Source organism: Bradyrhizobium sp. WBOS08, from assembly GCF_024585125.1.
GTDB classification, from domain to species: domain Bacteria; phylum Pseudomonadota; class Alphaproteobacteria; order Rhizobiales; family Xanthobacteraceae; genus Bradyrhizobium; species Bradyrhizobium japonicum_B.
The window spans coordinates 3116204-3133797 of record NZ_CP028988.1 but is presented as its reverse complement, the minus strand read 5'-3'; the positions used below and the strand labels follow the sequence as shown (position 1 = coordinate 3133797).

General features: G+C 64.9%; 20 protein-coding genes. 7 read left to right on the top strand and 13 right to left on the bottom strand.

Translation table 11 applies throughout. The annotated features are described in order from the left end of the window. Positions 1–70: 70 nt before the first annotated feature. On the bottom strand, positions 71–715 hold the full coding sequence (locus DCM80_RS14920; RefSeq protein ID WP_028134052.1) for a response regulator transcription factor: 645 nt from the start codon (positions 713–715) through the stop codon (positions 71–73). Between the two features lie 86 nt (positions 716–801). Between DCM80_RS14920 and DCM80_RS14915 the strand changes: the two genes are divergently transcribed. Further along, on the top strand, positions 802–2142 hold the full coding sequence (locus DCM80_RS14915) for a histidine kinase (RefSeq protein ID WP_257197679.1): 1341 nt from the start codon (positions 802–804) through the stop codon (positions 2140–2142). 59 nt (positions 2143–2201) lie between these two features. Here the strand turns inward: DCM80_RS14915 and DCM80_RS14910 are convergent, their stop codons facing one another. From DCM80_RS14910 to coxB, 9 genes are all read right to left on the bottom strand, one after another. Further along, positions 2202–2567, bottom strand: coding sequence for a nuclear transport factor 2 family protein (locus tag DCM80_RS14910; protein WP_257197678.1), 366 nt, complete (start codon positions 2565–2567; stop codon positions 2202–2204). A 113-nt stretch (positions 2568–2680) separates the two neighbouring features. Next, complete coding sequence (locus tag DCM80_RS14905; protein ID WP_257197675.1) at positions 2681–3433, bottom strand: SURF1 family protein; 753 nt, start codon at positions 3431–3433, stop codon at positions 2681–2683. Further along, on the bottom strand, positions 3430–3831 hold the full coding sequence (locus tag DCM80_RS14900) for a DUF983 domain-containing protein (RefSeq protein ID WP_028134048.1): 402 nt from the start codon (positions 3829–3831) through the stop codon (positions 3430–3432). The genes DCM80_RS14905 and DCM80_RS14900 overlap by 4 nt, the downstream gene beginning before the upstream one ends. Before the next feature lie 98 nt (positions 3832–3929). Further along, positions 3930–4823, bottom strand: a complete 894-nt coding sequence (locus tag DCM80_RS14895) for a cytochrome c oxidase subunit 3 (RefSeq protein ID WP_028134047.1) — start codon at positions 4821–4823, stop codon at positions 3930–3932. A gap of 80 nt (positions 4824–4903) precedes the next feature. After that, a complete protein-coding gene (locus DCM80_RS14890; RefSeq protein ID WP_257197672.1) occupies positions 4904–5569 on the bottom strand; it encodes a cytochrome c oxidase assembly protein in 666 nt (221 codons plus the stop codon). Between the two features lie 3 nt (positions 5570–5572). Beyond that, positions 5573–5749: a hypothetical protein gene (locus DCM80_RS14885; RefSeq protein ID WP_063197888.1), complete on the bottom strand. Its 177-nt coding sequence runs from the start codon at positions 5747–5749 to the stop codon at positions 5573–5575. Continuing rightward, the gene (locus DCM80_RS14880) at positions 5746–6690 is read right to left on the bottom strand and encodes a heme o synthase (protein ID WP_257197671.1); all 945 of its coding nucleotides are present in this window, start codon (positions 6688–6690) and stop codon (positions 5746–5748) included. Before DCM80_RS14880 ends, DCM80_RS14885 begins: the two co-directional genes overlap by 4 nt. A 60-nt stretch (positions 6691–6750) precedes the next feature. After that, positions 6751–8370: a cytochrome c oxidase subunit I gene (gene ctaD / locus DCM80_RS14875; RefSeq protein WP_257197670.1), complete on the bottom strand. Its 1620-nt coding sequence runs from the start codon at positions 8368–8370 to the stop codon at positions 6751–6753. A gap of 87 nt (positions 8371–8457) precedes the next feature. Then, positions 8458–9312: a cytochrome c oxidase subunit II gene (coxB, locus tag DCM80_RS14870; RefSeq protein ID WP_257197669.1), complete on the bottom strand. Its 855-nt coding sequence runs from the start codon at positions 9310–9312 to the stop codon at positions 8458–8460. 461 nt (positions 9313–9773) lie between these two features. On the opposite strand from coxB, the gene DCM80_RS14865 reads away from it, so the two are divergent. The 4 genes from DCM80_RS14865 (at position 9774) to DCM80_RS14850 (ending at position 13229) form a co-directional block, all read left to right on the top strand. Next, positions 9774–10319, top strand: a complete 546-nt coding sequence (locus tag DCM80_RS14865; RefSeq protein WP_257197668.1) for an invasion associated locus B family protein — start codon at positions 9774–9776, stop codon at positions 10317–10319. Between the two features lie 111 nt (positions 10320–10430). Further along, a complete protein-coding gene (gene tldD / locus DCM80_RS14860; RefSeq protein ID WP_257197667.1) occupies positions 10431–11858 on the top strand; it encodes a metalloprotease TldD in 1428 nt (475 codons plus the stop codon). Further along, positions 11855–12646, top strand: a complete 792-nt coding sequence (lepB, locus tag DCM80_RS14855; protein WP_257197666.1) for a signal peptidase I — start codon at positions 11855–11857, stop codon at positions 12644–12646. The genes tldD and lepB overlap by 4 nt, the downstream gene beginning before the upstream one ends. 16 nt (positions 12647–12662) lie before the next feature. Further along, a complete protein-coding gene (locus tag DCM80_RS14850) occupies positions 12663–13229 on the top strand; it encodes a nucleotidyltransferase family protein (RefSeq protein ID WP_257197665.1) in 567 nt (188 codons plus the stop codon). A 102-nt stretch (positions 13230–13331) separates the two neighbouring features. Here DCM80_RS14850 and DCM80_RS14845 read toward each other — a convergent pair whose 3' ends face one another. From DCM80_RS14845 to DCM80_RS14835, 3 genes are all read right to left on the bottom strand, one after another. Beyond that, positions 13332–13898 (bottom strand): PAN domain-containing protein, encoded by a 567-nt coding sequence (locus DCM80_RS14845; RefSeq protein ID WP_257197663.1) that lies wholly within the window; start codon positions 13896–13898, stop codon positions 13332–13334. 111 nt (positions 13899–14009) lie between these two features. Next, positions 14010–15380, bottom strand: coding sequence for a glutamate--cysteine ligase (locus DCM80_RS14840; RefSeq protein ID WP_028134036.1), 1371 nt, complete (start codon positions 15378–15380; stop codon positions 14010–14012). A 99-nt stretch (positions 15381–15479) separates the two neighbouring features. Continuing rightward, positions 15480–15977 (bottom strand): MarR family winged helix-turn-helix transcriptional regulator, encoded by a 498-nt coding sequence (locus tag DCM80_RS14835; protein WP_257197662.1) that lies wholly within the window; start codon positions 15975–15977, stop codon positions 15480–15482. A 126-nt stretch (positions 15978–16103) separates the two neighbouring features. Here DCM80_RS14835 and gstA point away from each other — a divergent pair, with 126 nt between their 5' ends. Next, positions 16104–16718, top strand: coding sequence for a glutathione transferase GstA (gene gstA, locus DCM80_RS14830; RefSeq protein WP_257197659.1), 615 nt, complete (start codon positions 16104–16106; stop codon positions 16716–16718). Positions 16719–16960: 242 nt separating this feature from the next. After that, positions 16961–17269 (top strand): hypothetical protein, encoded by a 309-nt coding sequence (locus DCM80_RS14825; protein WP_257197658.1) that lies wholly within the window; start codon positions 16961–16963, stop codon positions 17267–17269. Positions 17270–17594: the final 325 nt, after the last annotated feature.

The window sequence follows — 17594 nt, the reverse complement described above, 5'->3', positions numbered from 1 at the left end:
GCGGCCGGTTCGGTGCTTCCGGGCCGCCAGTGCCCAGGCCGTCAGTGCCCGGGCCGCCAGCATCCGGACGTCAATTCATGCCGATTTCCACTGCGATCCTGATCAGGTCGGAATGGTTCTTGGCCCCCAGCTTCTGCTTGAGCAGGGACGTGGTGTTGGCGACCGTCTTGTAGGAGATGCCGAGCGCCTCCGCGACTTCCACGATCTTGTCGCCGCGTCCGAGCAGGCGGAGAATCTCGAGCTCTCGCGGCGTCATCTGCGAGGCCGGGTTGGCCTTGATCGCCGCCCCCGAAAACGTCACGGCTTCCGCAAGTTGCGGTGAGATGAAATTGTCGCCCGCGACCACCTTGCGCACCGCTTTGAGCAGGATCCTGGGATCGTCGCCCTTGGAAACATAGCCTTGCGCGCCAAGCTCGACGGCCCGCACCACGAAGGCCGGATCGTCATTCATGCTGAACATGATGATCTTGGCGTCGGGATCGTCCTTGCGGATTCGCCGCATCAGCTCGAAGCCGGAGACATCGGGCAGGCTGATGTCGATCACCGCGACGTCCGGCCGCTTGCTGACATAGGCGCGATGGCCGGATTTGGCGTCCGTCGCCTCCTCGATGCGGATCGAATGGTCGGAAGCGAACAGGGTCCGGCAACCCGACAGCACCACGGGATGGTCGTCGACAATCAGGACCCGGGTCCCCGGCTTGGCAGTCTCTTGCATCGCGCGCTCTCTTGTTTCTCGATTCATAGACCGGCGGGAACAAATGGAAAGAGCAAATTCCGCCGATGCGCGTTAGAATTGACCTAATGTGGCAACGACTCTCGTTCAGAACGCAACTGTTTCTTCCGCTCGGCGCGAGTTTTCTGGCGGCGCTGATCCTGGGCGGCGTCCTGCTCCAGATATTCGCAACCAGCCAGCTCGCCGACGAGCACGAGCCCGCTCGACGTTCCATCCGAACCATCGCGGCCGCCCTCAACGACACTTTGCGGGCCTCGGACAATCCGCAGAAGACGCTTGACGCCTTTGCCCGTTCCTTGGCCGGATCCCCGGACATCCATTTCCGTTCCGTGGAAGGCGGTCTTGCGCCCTCGCCAAAGGACGCCGTGCGAAATTTGCAGGGGGTGCCGCAATGGTTTGTCGAGCTGCTCATGGAGCCGGAGACGGAAGCTGCGGCTCCGGTGCTGATCGACGGCAGACGTATCGGCGATATCGTGTTCCTACCCGACCTGTCAGCCGACCTGTTCGAGAAGTGGATCGGCTTCCTCGCGCTGACCAGCCTCGTCGCCGCGCTGATGCTGCTCACCGGGATCATCGCCTACATCTTCGCGGGATCGGCGCTGCGACCCCTGCAGCATCTCGGCGAAGGCCTGACGCGGATGCGGCGCGGCGATTACACAAAGCCGATCCCGGTCGGGGGGCCGCCGGAGATCCGGCGGAGCTGTACGGAAGCAAATGCGCTGGCTGCAACGCTCGCGCAATTGAGCCAGGACAATCGCGATCTGATGCATCGCCTGGTATCGCTCCAGGACGACGAGCGGCGCGATCTCGCCCGCGAGCTGCACGACGAGCTCGGGCCGCTGCTGTTCAGCATCCGCGCGGGCACGATCGCGCTGGTGGAGGCCGCGCCGTCGGCGGGAAATCTCGGCAACCCGGCCCAGCAAGTGCTGCAATCGGTCGAGGCGCTCCAGCAGACCAACCGCCGCATCCTCGATCGGCTGCGGCCGCTCTACATCGAGGAGCTGGGCCTTGCGACCAGCGTGCAGACGCTGCTCCGGAATTTTCGCAAGCAGGCCCCCCACATCACCCTGACGAACACGATCGATCCGGAGCTCAACGTGATCGACGGAGCGCTCGCCCGGACCATCTATCGGGTGATCCAGGAAGCGCTGACCAACGTTCTGCGCCACGCCAAGGCCGGCGCCGCCCATGTCCAGGCGACCATCGCCGGCGAGAGCCTGGTCATCGAGATCTCGGACGACGGCGGCGGCTTCCCCGCCGACAATGTCTTCGGCCGCGGCCTGACCGGCATGCACGAGCGCGTGCGCGCGCTCAGCGGTTCGCTGTCATTGCTGCGGGTGGACGAGCGAACCTATGTTCGCTGCCGCCTTCCGGCCGAACCGACACGCGAGGCGCCGGTCAGCAGCTAGAGCATGATTCTGAAAGGTGCGCAGCGTCTTCCGAAAAGAGACCATGCTCAAACAATAACCTAGCACGCGCAGCCGTGATGCGCGGCCTGCCGCGCCGGCTCGCACAGCGTGCTGTGGATCTTGCCTTCCGGACTGAAGCGAAACGAGGCGCGAATGCGCAGCGCGCCGGCGACGGAATATTCGAGATCGACGCCATGCGGCATCGGATGGATCTCCTCCAGCCCGAAACCCGCCAGCGAGAACGCGCTGAGCCGCGGCTGCCAATAGGCCTCGAGTTCGCTCCGGCCGCGGTAACACCGCGCGCCGTTGCACGTGCATTCGACCTGGGCGTCGTCGGCATAGAGGTCGAGCAAGGTCGTGAGGTCGCCGCTCCGGCAGGCGTCCACCCAGTCGACGACAATTCCCATCTGATCGAAATCGCTCACACCGCAATCCTGTCTGCCGCGAAAAACACCGGCGGCTTAGGACCACACTCGTGAATGTGCGCTGAATAATAAACCCCGGGCGATACCGGGTTCCCGCGCGGAGACCGTCCGGCTCAGCCCTGTCGCCGGCCCCTGGTCCACACGGCGAAGGCGATCAGCACGGCGCCCGCGAGCAGGAACCAGGTGACGGCGTATTGCAGGTGGTCGTCCTTCAGGTGCACGTCGAGCGGGCCCGGACGCGGAATGCCGTTCTCGGGCGCCGGCTGCTCGAGATCGACGTAGAACGGGGCCACCGTGCCCCAGCCGAGCGCGCTGGCGATGGCCGGATGATCGCGCACGAACCACAGCCGCTTGTCGCGGTTCTCCGCGGGCGTCAGCCAGCCGGATGCCTCGGGAAAGCGCAGATAACCGGTCAGCACGACCGGCTGCCCGGTCACGAGCTTCTTCACCGCGCGATCCTCGACGCCGCGGTCCTGCATCGTGTTCTCGACGAAGCCCGCGTCGATCACGACCGTCTCGCCGCTCGGAAGCCGCGCCGGCAGGAAGGCCCAGGTGCCGGGGCCGGAGGCGTCCTTGCGCACCGCCGAGCCGGACGAATAGACCATCGCGTCCGGCAGAGCCGCGTAGGTCGCGGTGAAGCTGACGCGGCGAAACTCGTCGCGTGCGGGATTCAGCTTGGCCCAAAGCGCGGGCGGCGGCAGCGGGACCGGCGCTGTGGCCAGGCGCTCGGTGAGCGCCGCGATCAGCTCGTGCTTGGCGGTTCGCCGCTGCAATTGCCAGACGCCGAGTGCGACCAAGACGGCCGCCAGGAACAGCGTGAACAGCGCGAAGCCGGCCACGCGAGGCTTGCGCGCAGGCTGGTTCATTTCGCGCGGTCGACCAACCGGCCCGGCGCCGCCTTGTGGTGGAATTGCAGCGCGATCAGCAGCGACTTCATCGCACGCAGCGGCAGCAGCGTGGTGGCGAGGATCAGCGGCAACCACAGCACCGCATGCAGCCAGTACGGCGGCTGGTATTTGACCTCGACGATGAGCGCCGCCGCAACGACGATCCCGCCGGCCAGCATGATGATGAAGATCGCCGGACCGTCGCCGGTGTCGATGAAGGCATAGTCGAGGCCGCAGCGGTCGCAGGCGGGCGCGAGCGTCAGGAAGCCCGCATAGAGCTTGCCCTGGCCGCAGCGTGGACATCGGCAGGCAAGCCCGCGCAGCGCGCTCTGCAGGACGGTGGTTTCGGGCTCGGGTTTGCCGGCGGCGTCATTCATGATGGCGGACCCTATCACAGTTTTCGCCGAAACTTTCCGGCGGTCCAAAAGCGAAAGGGCGGCCCTGCGGCCGCCCTTTCTGGTCGATTCCTCGCGGCTCAGTGCGCGCCGGCCATGGTCGCGGCGCCGCGTCCCCAGACGTAGATGCACAGGAACAGGAACAGCCAGACCACGTCGACGAAGTGCCAGTACCAGGCGGCGAACTCGAAGCCGAGGTGCTGCTTCGGCGTGAAGTGGCCGGCATAGGCGCGGAACAGGCAGACCAGCAGGAAGATGGTGCCGACCAGCACATGGAAGCCGTGGAAGCCGGTCGCCATGAAGAAGGTCGCGCCGTAGACGTTGCCGGCGAAGGAGAACGCCGCGTGGCTGTATTCATAGGCCTGCACGCAGGTGAAGAGCGCGCCGAGCACGACTGTGAGGATCAGGCCATATTTCAGGCCCTGGCGGTCGTTCTCGAGCAGCGCGTGGTGCGCCCAGGTCACCGTGGTGCCCGAGGTCAGCAGGATCAGCGTGTTCAGGAGCGGCAGATGCCAGGGGTCGAAGGTCTCGATGCCCTTCGGCGGCCAAGTGCCGGGGACGGCGCAGGCGCCGGGCTGGGTGCCGAGGCCGCAGCCGAACACCGCATCGCGGGTGGCGTGGACGGCGTCGGCCGGAAACAGCGCCGCGTTGAAATAGGCCCAGAACCAGGCGACGAAGAACATCACCTCCGAGGCGATGAACAGGATCATGCCGTAGCGGTGATGCAGCTGCACGACGCGGGTGTGGTCGCCCTTGTACTGGGCTTCCTTCATCACGTCGGTCCACCAGCTCGCCATGGTGTAGAGCACGCCCACGGTGCCGACCCCGAACACGATCGGCGCGGCAGAGAACATGTGGTGCATCCAGGCGACCGCGCCGACTGCCATGATGAAAGCGGAAAGCGAGCCGACGAACGGCCAGGGAGAGGGATCGACCAGGTGATAGTCGTGATGCTTGGTGTGCGCCGTTGCCATTTGCGGTCTCTCTCCTCAATCCCGTGCCTGCCAGGCACTTGTCCCCTCGTTTTCCAACCCTTCGAGCACGAGCCCGGCGGTCAGAGATTTCCCTTGCGCTTGTCGCCTTCGCCCGATGCCAGCGGCTTCACCACGGGATCCTTCACCGGATAGAAGGTGTAGGACAGCGTGATGGAGTTCAGCCCGTCGTTCTCGTGATCGTCGGCGATCGACGGATCGACGTAGAACACCACCGGCATTTCCCGCTTCTCGCCCGGCGCCATGGTCTGCTCGGTGAAGCAGAAGCAGTTGATCTTCTGGAAATAGGAGCCGACCGTCAGCGGAGCGACGTTGTAGGCGGCCTGCGCGGCCGTGGTGCGCGCGGCCTGGTTGGTCACGGTATAGAAGACGGTCGTGACTTCTCCGATATTGACCTCGATCTCGTTCTGCTCCGGCTCGAATTTCCAGGGCAGGCCGGGCGCGACGTTGGAATCGAAGCGCACCGAGATCCTCCGCGCGATCGGCCCCGTGGCCGGCGCGGAGGTCGCGACCTGGGTCGTGCCATTGAACCCGGTGGCGCGGCAGAACCAATTGTAGAACGGCACCGCCGCGTAGGAAGCGCCGACCATCAGCGCGACCACGCCGCCGCAGATCGAAGCAACCACCGCATCGCGTCCGAGCCCGCGGCGCTTGGTCAGCTTAAGATCGGCCGGCTTGCGATCGCCCGGCTTGGCGCTGTCCTGCGATATGGTCGGCTCCTGATTCATCGTCTACATCGGCCGCACGAGAACTGCCGGTCCCTTGACCATGGTGACGGCGAAGAACAGCACCACGAGCACGCCGAGCGCGAGTGCGATCGCGATCGAGCGCTGACGACGGCTCTTCTTCTGCGCCTCGGTGAGGACGATTCCGTCTGTCTCGGGTTTGTCGGCCATCGCTGTGATCATGCGCCCCCAACCATCGGAGCCAGCGCCCGGACCACGACCTCGACCAGCAGGGTCGCGAACAGTGCGAACAGATAGAGGATCGAGAAGGCAAACAGCTTGCGGGTCGCGCGCAGCGACGCAGCTCGCTCGCGGCGCAGATAGACGTTGATCGCGAGCACCAGCATGCCGGCGCCGAGGATCAGCGAGACGATGCCGTAGACGGCGTCGAAATAGCCGAGCGCCCAGGGTGCGGCGGCGACCGCGATCAGCACGATTGTGTAGAGCAGGATCTGGAGCCGCGTCGCATCGGGACCGGCGACGTTGGGCAGCATCGGAATGCCGGCGCGCGCGTAGTCGTCGGAGCGGAACAGCGCCAGCGCCCAGAAATGCGGCGGGGTCCAGAAGAAGATGATGGCGAACAGCAGCAGCGGCTCGACGTCGACCGTGCCCGTGACGGCGGCCCAGGCCACCACCGGCGGCAGCGCGCCGGCGGCACCGCCGATCACGATGTTCTGCGCGGTCCAGCGTTTCAGGCCCATCGTGTAGATCACGACGTAGAAGAAGATGGTGAAGGCGAGCAGGCTGCCTGCGATCCAGTTGACGAGGATGCCGAGCGTCATCACCGAGAAGAAGGACAGCGTCAGGCCGAATGCCATCGCCTCGGGGCGGGTGATGCGGCCGCGCGGGATCGGCCGGTTCGCCGTGCGCGACATCTTGGAGTCGATATCGCCTTCGAGCGCCATGTTGAGCGCGCCGGAGGCGCCGGCACCGACGGCGATGCAGAGCAGCGAGGTGAACGCGAGCACGGGGTGGAAGTGTCCCGGCGCCATCGCCATCCCGACCAGCGCGGTGAAGATCACCAGCGACATCACCCGCGGCTTCAGCAGCGCGATGTAGTCGCCGACCTCCGCCTCGGAGATGCGCGGATTGATGTCGATGGCGTTCTGGTCGAGGACGGACACGAATTCAACTCGCTTCGTTGGAAGAGCCGCGGCGCCCGTCACGGGCGCCGCGGTGATCGTTTACTGCACGCGGGGCAGCACTTCGAACTGATGGAAGGGCGGCGGCGAGGGCAGCGTCCATTCCAGCGTGGTCGCGCCCGCACCCCACGGATTGTCGCCCGCCGGCACCTTCTTCATGAAGGCGTCGACCACGCAGTACAGGAAGATCAGCACGCCGAAGCCGGAGATGTAGGAGCCGAGCGACGAGACCAGGTTCCAGCCCGCGAACGCATCGGGATAGTCGACGTAGCGGCGCGGCATGCCGGACAGGCCGAGGAAGTGCTGCGGGAAGAACACCAGGTTGACGCCGATGAAGGTGACCCAGAAGTGCGCCTTCGCGAGCCCTTCATTGTACATGTAGCCCGACATCTTCGGGAACCAGTAGTACCAGCCGGCGAAGATCGCGAACACCGCGCCGAGCGAGAGCACGTAGTGGAAGTGCGCGACGACGTAGTAGGTCTCCTGCAGCACGCGGTCGACGCCCGCGTTCGCCAGCACGACGCCGGTGACGCCGCCGATCGTGAACAGGAAGATGAAGCCGATCGCCCAGATCATCGGCGCGCGGAATTCGATCGAGCCGCCCCACATCGTGGCGATCCACGAGAAGATCTTCACGCCGGTCGGAACCGCGATGACCATCGTCGCGGCGACGAAATAGGCCTGCGTCGCCGAGGACATGCCGACCGTGTACATGTGGTGCGCCCACACCACGAAGCCGATGCCGCCGATCGCGACCATGGCGTAGGCCATGCCGAGATAGCCGAACACGGGCTTGCGCGAGAAGGTCGAGACGATCTGGCTGATCATGCCGAAGCCGGGCAGGATCAGGATGTACACCTCGGGGTGGCCGAAGAACCAGAACAGATGCTGGAACAGCACCGGATCGCCGCCGCCGTCGGGCGCGAAGAAGGTCGTGCCGAAATTGCGGTCGGTGAGCAGCATGGTGATCGCGCCGGCGAGCACCGGCAGCGACAGCAGCAGCAGGAACACCGTCACCAGGATCGACCACACGAACAGCGGCATCTTGTGCAGGGTCATGCCCGGGGCGCGCATGTTGAAGATCGTGGTGATGAAGTTGATGGCGCCGAGGATCGACGAGGCACCCGCCAGATGCAGCGACAGGATCGCGAAGTCGACGGCCGGGCCGGGATGGCCGGAGCTCGACAGCGGCACGTACATGGTCCAGCCGGCGCCGACGCCGTTGGCGCCCGGCTCGCCCTCGACGAAGGTCGACATCAGGAGCAGGGCGAAGGAGGCCGGCAGCAGCCAGAACGAGATGTTGTTCATGCGCGGGAACGCCATGTCCGGCGCGCCGATCATCAGCGGAACGAACCAATTGCCGAAGCCGCCGATCATCGCGGGCATGACCATGAAGAAGATCATGATCAGGCCGTGCGAGGTCACGAACACGTTATAGGTGTGCGTCTCGTGGAAGACCTGCACGCCCGGATACATCAGCTCGGCGCGGATCGCGATCGACATCGCCAGGCCAATGATGCCGGCGATGACCGCGAAGATCAGGTACATCGTGCCGATGTCCTTGTGATTGGTCGAATAGACGTAGCGGCGCCATCCGGTCGGATGGGCGTGCTCGTCATGTCCGTGGGCGTGATCGCCGTGTGCCGCTGCGCTCGTTGCCATGTTCAAATCCTGCCTTGCGTCCCATTCGGACCTCCAGGAGGTCCCGCCCTTCTATCGCTTCCAATGCCTCAAGCCGTCATCCGACGCCTACTGCGTCGGACCGGCCGCGGAGGCGTAGGTGCTGGCGCCGCCGCTCGCATATTTCTTCTTCGCCGTCTCGACCCAGGAGGCGAACTCCTGCTCGCTCACCACGCGCACGGCGATCGGCATGAAAGCGTGGTCCTTGCCGCACAATTCCGAGCACTGACCGTAATACATGCCGGTCTTGGGGGCCTTGAACCAGGTCTCGTTCAGGCGGCCCGGAATGGCGTCGATCTTGACGCCGAAAGCCGGCACCGCGAAGGCATGGATGACGTCGGCGCCGGTGGTCTGGACGCGAATCACCTTGTTGACCGGCACCACCATCTCGTTGTCGACGCCGAGCAGACGGGGCTGCTTGTCCTGCGCCATCAGCGAGTCGAACTCGAACTTGCCGTTATCGGGATAGGCATAGGACCAGTACCATTGCTTGCCGGTCGCCTTGATGGTCAGATCCGCTTTCGGAATGTCGAGTTCGAGGAACAGCAGCCGGAACGACGGCACCGAGATGCCGACCAGGATCAGCACCGGAACGAGCGTCCAGGCCACCTCGATCAGCGTGTTGTGGGTGGTCCGCGACGGCACCGGATTGGCCCGCGCGTTGAACTTGACGACCACGACCACGAGCAGCGCCAGAACGAACAGCGTGATCAGCGTGATCAGCACGAACAGGAAGTTGTGGAACCAGACGATGTTGTCCATCACCGGAGAACCGGACTGCTGAAGCGTCCACTCCCACGGAGCCGGCTGCCCGACCTCGGCGAATGCCGCGCCACCCGTCGCCAGCGTGACACCAGCCGCCACCACGGCGATGGTGGCCAATTCCAGCAGATGCTGGCCCACCCGACCCATCGACATCCTCATGCCGTTCGCGCTCCCCTTACGAAATCACCCCAAGTGCGCTCCCCTATGTCCGGGCAACGCTTATTCGATCCGCCCGCCTGACAAACCGCCGCGCAAGAATACCTCTAAGAGGAATTCGGGCCAGATCGCTAGAACGCCGAAATCTAGCCTCTCAAACCATAATTCTTGATCTATCGCAATGCAGTCTTGAGCCTGATCTGCCAGCCATCACCCGCAGGATAATTCCTAGTAACATCGGACAAAAATACCGTTGGCCGGGATGCTGCCGCTTGACAGCGGAATTGCCCGCGTTAGGCACTGGCAGATGGCCGCGCAGGAACCTGATTCGTGCGGGCGGCGGCGGTGCGAGGCGGCGCGGAATTTGCTTGGCAATCGCCTTCAAGACGCCGTCATTCCCGTATCAGTCCGCCAGACAAGTCCGCCAAGCGCGAGCGAGGAAGGCGAGCAGAGGGACCGAGCCGATGGGGCTTTCGAAACCGATGGCAAGGCCGGTGACAAGGCCGCTCAACCGCCTCCCGGCGTTGGCCGCCCTGCTTGCGGCGCTCGTCCTCCTGGCACTTCCCGGCCTTGCCCATGCGCAGGGCGCGGTGCGCTCTGTCCATGGCGACTGGCAGATCCGCTGCGACACGCCGCCCGGCGCCCAGACCGAGCAATGCGCGCTGATCCAGAGCGTGGTGGCGGAAGACCGCTCCAATGCCGGCCTGACCGTGATCGTGCTGAAGACCGCCGACCAGAAGAGCCGCCTGATGCGCGTGGTGGCGCCGCTGGGTGTGCTGCTGCCCTCCGGTCTCGGCCTCAAGCTCGACAACCAGGACGTCGGCCGAGCCGGGTTCGTCCGCTGCCTGCCCAATGGCTGCGTCGCCGAGGTCGTCATGGACGACAAGCTGCTCGGCCAGCTCCGCACCGCCAAGACCGCCACCTTCATCATCTTCGAGACACCGGAAGAAGGCATCGGCTTCCCGCTCAGCCTGAACGGCCTCGGCGAGGGCTATGACAAGCTGCCGTAGCGCCGATCCGCACTGACAATCCTATCGTTTCGGTAATGTGACGCCCGGCCTCTCGCGGACCGGTCGGGAAACCATTATCTTGCCCCACATCTTCCGCTGATGGACGGACGCATGACAAACCCTGCCACGACCTCCCTGCTCGACCGCGCCAATCTCGACCGCGACCGGGTTCGCCACGAGCTCGCGCGCGGGCTTTCCGGCGCCGACGACGGTGAGCTGTTCCTGGAGTACAGCCAGACCGAAGCGCTGATGTTCGACAATGGGCGGCTGAAGCAGGCGACCTACGACACTTCGCAAGGTTTTGGCCTGCGCGCGGTCAAGGATGATGCGGTCGGTTATGCGCATTCCTCCGACGTCTCGCTGCCGGCGCTGATGCGCGCCGCGGACGCGGTTGCGGCCGTGCGCGGCGGCTATTCCGGCAGTTTTGCCGCGCCGCCTCCGCACACCAATGTCCGGCTCTATGGCGACGACAATCCACTCGACGCCCCCGGCTTCGAGACCAAGGTCAAGCTGCTCGCCGAAATCGACGCTTACCTGCGCGACAAGGATCCGCGAGTGCGGCAGGTCAGCGTCAGCCTCGGCGCGACCTGGCAGGTGGTCGAGATCCTGCGGCCGGACGGCGAGAGCTATCGCGACATCCGTCCGCTGGTGCGCGTCAACGTCTCCGTCGTGGCCGGCCAGGGCAACCGCCAGGAGAGCGGCAGCAAGGGTTATGGCGGCCGTGCCGGCTATGCCGAATTCATCGAGACGAGGTCCTGGCGCGACGCCGCCGACGGCGCGCTGCGCGAGGCGCTGGTCAATCTGGAATCGATTCCCGCCCCCGCCGGCGAGATGGACGTCGTGCTGGGGGCCGGCTGGCCCGGCGTGATGCTGCACGAAGCGGTCGGCCATGGCCTGGAAGGCGATTTCAACCGCAAGAAGACCTCTGCATTCGCCGGCCTGATGGGCCAGCAGGTCGCGGCCAAGGGCGTCACCGTGGTCGACGACGGCACCATCGCCTCGCGCCGCGGCTCGCTGTCGATCGACGACGAGGGCACGCCGACCAATCGCACCGTGCTGATCGAGGACGGCATCCTGGTCGGCTACATGCAGGACCGTCAGAACGCACGGTTGATGAACATGAAGCCGACCGGCAACGGCCGCCGCCAGGGCTATGCCCATGTGCCGATGCCGCGCATGACCAATACCTACATGCTCGCGGGCGACCGCGATCCGGCCGAGATCCTCGCCTCGGTGAAGAACGGCGTCTTCGCCGCCAATTTCGGCGGCGGCCAGGTCGACATTACCTCGGGCAAGTACGTGTTCCAGTGCACCGAGGCCTACAAGATCGAGAACGGCAAGATCGGCGCGCCGCTGAAAGGCGCCATGCTGATCGGCAACGGGCCGACCGACCTGCATCGCATCCGCATGATTGGCAACGATCTCGCGCTCGATACCGGCATCGGCACCTGCGGCAAGAACGGCCAGGGCGTCCCCGTCGGCGTCGGCCAGCCATCGCTGCTGATGGAGCGCATTACCGTGGGTGGAACCGGCGCATGAGCGTTGAAGAGAAGGTCACTGTCACTCCCAAGGTCACTCCTAAGCGGAAAAGCAGCGGCTGGGGCGGACAGATCGCGCAGCTCGCCGGCATCGTCGCCGCGGTCTTCATCGCCAAGGGCGCGCTCGCCGAGCCGTTCTACGTGCCGTCGGGCTCGATGGAGCCGACGCTCTTGATCGGCGATGCACTGCTCGCCTCGAAATTCCCCTATGGCTATGGCAGCTCGTCGCTGCCGATCCAGATCAGCCTGCCCGAGACCGGCCGTGTGTTCGCCGAAACGCCGAAGCTCGGCGACGTCGTCGTGTTCCGCTGGCCCGGCGATCGCTCGCAGGCCTGGGTCAAGCGCGTCGTGGGCCTTCCCGGCGATCGCATCCAGATGCGGCAGGGCCAGCTCTTCATCAACGACCGCCCCGCCGAGCTGAAGCCCGACGGTGTCGGCGCTGCCGAGGACGACAATGGCGGCAACGAGCCCGCCTACCGTTATGTCGAGACGCTGCCGAACGGAGTCTCACATCTGATCTTCAAGATGCGCGACAACGGCCCGCTCGACAACACGCCTGAGGTGACGGTGCCGGCCGGTCACCTCTTCGTGCTCGGCGACAACCGCGACAATTCCTCCGACAGCCGCGTGTCGCTGCGCTCCGGCGGCGTCGGCCTGTTGCCGATCGACAATCTGATCGGCCGTGCGGATGCGGTGCTCGGCTCCTGGGATCTCGGCATGCGAAGCCAGCCGGTGTGGACCTGGCTGTCCGGCTTCCGGCTGGCGCGGTTCTTCACCGCCGTGCATTGATCCTCCTCGTCTCACGATGAACCGTGACGAATTCCTCGCACTCGCGCTGAGGAATCCCGTCAACGTCGCGATCATCGATGAGCTCGATCGCCTCGCCCTTCCCGATGCCTGGCTGGTCTCGGGATGCCTGGTGCAGACCGTATGGAACGTGCTCACCGGCCGCGCGGTCAGTCACGGCATCGCCGATTACGACGTGTTCTATTTCGCCCCCGACACCTCGTGGGAAGCGGAGGACGCGGTCATCCGCACGCTGCACGCGCGGCTCATGCATCTCGGCGTCAAGGTCGAGATCCGCAACCAGGCGCGTGTGCATCTATGGTACCCCGACAAGCACGGCCTGCCCTATCCGCCCCTGCGAAGCTCGAGAGAAGGCATCGACCGCTTCCTGACGCAGAACACGCAGATCGGCGTGAGACGCGGACGAGATAGCGACGAGGTCTACGCGCCGCACGGCTTTGACGACGTTGCAGCCCTGATCGCGCGGCCCAATCCAGGACCGAATTTCTCTGCGGCGAATTACGCGATGAAAGCCGCGCGATGGAAGGCGCTGTGGCCGGAGCTCACGGTGATCGCGCCGGAGTGAGATCTCGTAGGGCAAAGCGCAGCGTGCCCACGCGTCTGTGGCCGTATCGCAGAGAACGTGGGCACGGCGCTTCGCGCCTTTGCCCACCCTACGACACCTCGCCTACCGCACCACGCCCGACGTGAAGCCCGCCTTGCGGCGCGGCGGCTTGATTTCCTTTTTCAGGAAGCAGCGCGCCTCGCGTCCGGTGTAGCCGGGCCGGGCATAGGTGAACGCGCGGCATTTGTTGTCGGCGGTGCACGCGGCCTTGCAGACCTCCACGCCCTCGCCGTTCTTCAGGTCGAAATTGCGCAAGTCGCCGCCGGGGCGGTCGATCGACGTCTCCACGCCCTCGATCCTCGGCTCGATCACGCCGGCGCCGCGCACGCCGGAAATACAGCAGCTCTCCGGCACGCGTGCCGGCACGGTGTTCTTCAGCCAGCACACCGCCGAGCCGCCCTCGACGTCGGGGTAGCTGAAGCTCCACGAGCGGCAGCGGCGGTCGCGCTCGCACAGCAGCGCGCAATCCTCCGGATCGCCCGACGCAACCGGTGTGCTGAAATAGTCGCCACCGGGGCGGTCGAACGCGGTCTGGGCGTGCGCCGGCGCGCTCGCGAAAGCGAGCGTCAGCAGCGCGGCGCATGCCACGACCTTTGCCATGACGGCGCCGGACAGGCGGCCCTTCCCCATCGGAACAGCTTTCGAGTTATTGACGACGCTCAGGTTTTTCGGCCGGTCATTTGATCGCCGCAAACCTGTATGGGCGATGAACGGCTGAAAGCGCGGTCGTTGGTCTATTGTCTAGAAAGCGTATTCCGCGTAGGCGGGTTCCACCGAACCCTTCCAGGGACCGTTGAACTTGTCCAACATTTCCTCGGCCGGCGTCCGGCCGGAATCGATGATGCGGTCGAGCGGTTCCAGATGCCGCGTTTCGTCGCGGCCGACCTGGTCGATCCGAGCCCGCCGGCGCAGGCCGGCATGTGCCAGGACGAGGCATTCCTTGGCGATCTCGAACAGGTAGCGATCCCTGATCCGGGCCTTGAAGCCCATCCGCGGCACGTCGTCGCGCAGGGCCTGGCGCTCGGGCGCGGTCCAGTGCTTGACGATCTCCCAGGCCGCATCGAGCGCGACGTCGTCGTAGAGCAGCCCGACCCAGAACGCCGGCAGCGCCGGCAACCGGCCCCACGGACCGCCGTCGGAGCCGCGCATCTCGAGGTAACGCTTGAGCCGCACCTCCGGAAAGATCGTCGAGAGATGATTGGCCCAGTCCGACAGCGTCGGACGCTCGCCGGGAAGGTTGTTGTTGCGGCCGTCGAAGAAGGCGCGGAACGAGGAGCCCGACACGTCGATGTAGTCCTCGCCGCGCTTGACGAAATACATGGGGACGTCGAGCGCGTAATCGACGTAGCGCTCGAAGCCCATGCCGTCCTCGAACGCCCACGGCATCATGCCCGAACGGGCATTGTCGGTGTCGCGCCATATCTCGGAGCGGAAGGAGAGGAATCCGTTCGGCTTGCCCTCGGTGAACGGCGAATTGGCGAACAGGGCGGTTGCGACCGGCTGCAGCGCGAGCGACACGCGCAGCTTCTTGACCATGTCGGCTTCGGAGGAGAAGTCGAGATTGGTCTGCACCGTGCAGGTCCGGTACATCATGTCGAGGCCGTATTGACCGACCTTCGGCATGTAATTGGTCATGATCTTGTAGCGGCCCTTGGGCATCATCGGGATCTCGGCGCGCGACCAGGACGGCGTCATGCCGAGGCCGAGGAAGCCGATGCCGAGCGGCGTTGCGATCTCGCGCACCTGCGCAAGATGCGCCATCAGCTCGCTCTGGGTCTGGTGCACGTTCTCGACCGGGGCGCCGGAGAGCTCGAACTGCCCGCCGGGCTCGAGCGAGATGGCACCGCCGCCGGTGACGTCGTAGAGGCCGATGATGTTGCCCTTCTCCATGATCGGCTCCCAGCCGAGCAGGAGCTTCATGCCCTCGAGCAAGGCGCCGATGCCCCGCGCGCCTTCGTAAGGCACCGGACGGTGGCCTTCGAGCGTGAACGGCGTCTTCTCGTGCTCGGTGCCCATGCGGAATTCGGACGGGTCCTTGCAGCCGGCCTCGAACCACGCGACGAGTTCGTCGCGCGATTGCAGCGGCGTCATATCGATCTGGTCTCGCGCCATATCAAACTCTAATCAAAGGCGCTTCGGTCGAATGCGCGCGGGTGACGGGGATGGTCCGCGAACCCACCGGGCGCACGGACGAGCTGGTGTGCCGCGCGGTCATCGCGACGGCGCGTTTTCGTTGACGTTGGCGACGGGCGGCAGTTTCATCTCGCCGCAGGAGCAGCCCAGGCGGTCGAGCAGATCGCTGAGCTTGACGGCATCGGCATCGGACAGTTTCGAACCGACATATTTCTCGATCGCGGCCGAATAGGCGCCCCACATCCGCTTCTGCAGCTCGCGGCCGGCTTCCGTGATCTCGACGAACTGGCCGCGCTTGTCGATCTTGCATTCGCGCCGCGAGGCGAGGCCCTCGTCGACCAGGCGGTCGATCAGGCGCGAGGTGGAATATTGCGGAATCAGCATCTGCCGTTCGAGCTCCACCGGCCGCAGCTCGCCCGACGGCGCCCGCGACAATTCGAGCAGCGCGTCATACCAGGCCAGCGGCGGGAAACCGGCTCGCTTCAAGTCCTGCTCGACGCAATCGAGCACGCGGCTCTGCACCCGCATCAGGCGGATCCAGGCGGCAGTCGCCTCGGTCGATGGTTTGCGTTTCATGGTCCCGCTCAAGCTCGTCGCCCGTCTCTTACCTCATTTGATGCAGCTGCATCAATCTTGACTATTTCAAGCAGTTGCATGTAATCGCTCTTTCGGCCGAACCAAGCTTCAAGAGGAGGAAATTCCATGAAACTGTACTATTCGCCCGGTGCCTGCTCGCTGTCCCCCCACATCGCGCTTCTGGAAGCCGGCCTCCCCTATGAGCTGGTCAAGGTGGATATTCGCGCCAAGAAGCTCGAAAATGGTGAGGATTATCTGAAGCTGAATCCCAAGGGCCAGGTCCCTGCGCTGGGCCTCGACAGCGGCGAGATCGTGACCGAAGGCCCGGTGATTGTCCAGATGATCGCCGATCAGGCCTCAAGCAAGGTGCTGGCGCCGGCCCGCGACAGTTCCGAGCGCTACAAGCTGCTTGAATGGCTCAACTTCCTCACCTCCGAGGTGCACAAGAGCTTTGGCCCGCTGTTCGCGCCGGCCCTGAACGACGAGGCCAAGGCCTTCTTCAAAGACCGCGTCATGGGCAAGCTGAAATATATCGACAGCCAGCTCGCCGGCCGCGACTATCTCATGGGCAAGCAGTTCACGGTGGCCGACGGCTATCTCTTCACGATGCTGACCTGGGCGGACCGGATGAAGTTCGACTTCTCGGCGATGCCGAACCTTGCCGCCTACAAGACCCGCGTCGCGGCACGGCCGCAGGTGCAGGAAGCACTAAAGAAAGAGGGGCTTGCCCAGGCGAAGTAAGGCGAGACCTGACAGACGGGATGATGAAAGAGCCGGATCGATGATCCGGCTCTTTCTGCTTGAACCGGTTGCGCAAGCCCGGATGTTCGAGAGGCCCGGGACATCAATTTTACGAGCATTGTCGAAGTTAACAATAATTCCGCGTGATGTGCGCGGCGGAGGTCAGCATTGTTGTGACATCGATCCAGGTGGCTCAATTTCAGCCCGTTAGGCGATACGGACCTGCGAACCGGGAAGCTCTCGTGACAACCATATTCCTGCTCTTGCTCGCGAGCATGATCGCTGGCTTGTCGACGGGACTCTTCTTCCGAGTCTGGACTCTCTTGTTGGTTTCGCCGGCGACCGCGCTCCTTGCTGCAACAGTGCTTCAGACCTCGGGCTTCGGATTCTGGACGGGCATTCCAATCGTCGTCGCGTGCCTGATTGTCGGCCAGGTCGCCTATCTGGCGGCCTCGCTCTACGTGCACAGAGGCGAGCTGTCAGTGCAGGACGACATCGACGGCGACCCAGGCAAGCACGGCCAGCGCCACATCGACGACGAGAACGAGTAGAGCCAGGCCGGCCCACGACGGAATTTTTCTGCGCAGCCTGAAGAGCCTGCGGCGGGGCCGCGGCCACCCCATCAGAGACAGCGGGGCGTATCTTGCGGCAACGCCGGCTGCGCCGAGTTGAGACACCGTCGAGGTCATTACGGGACACTTTCAATGCTGATGGTCATCCGTTGGATCCGTCAGCAAAAGCGGTGCCACCGCGAAGCGAGCCGGCCTTCGACGACGCCGGATTAGGCCGCGCGCTCTTCGCCATCGACGATTTGAAAGTAAAAAAGCCGGATCAAGGATCCGGCCTTTTCTTCTTCTGGGTAGCCCGGACGGAGCG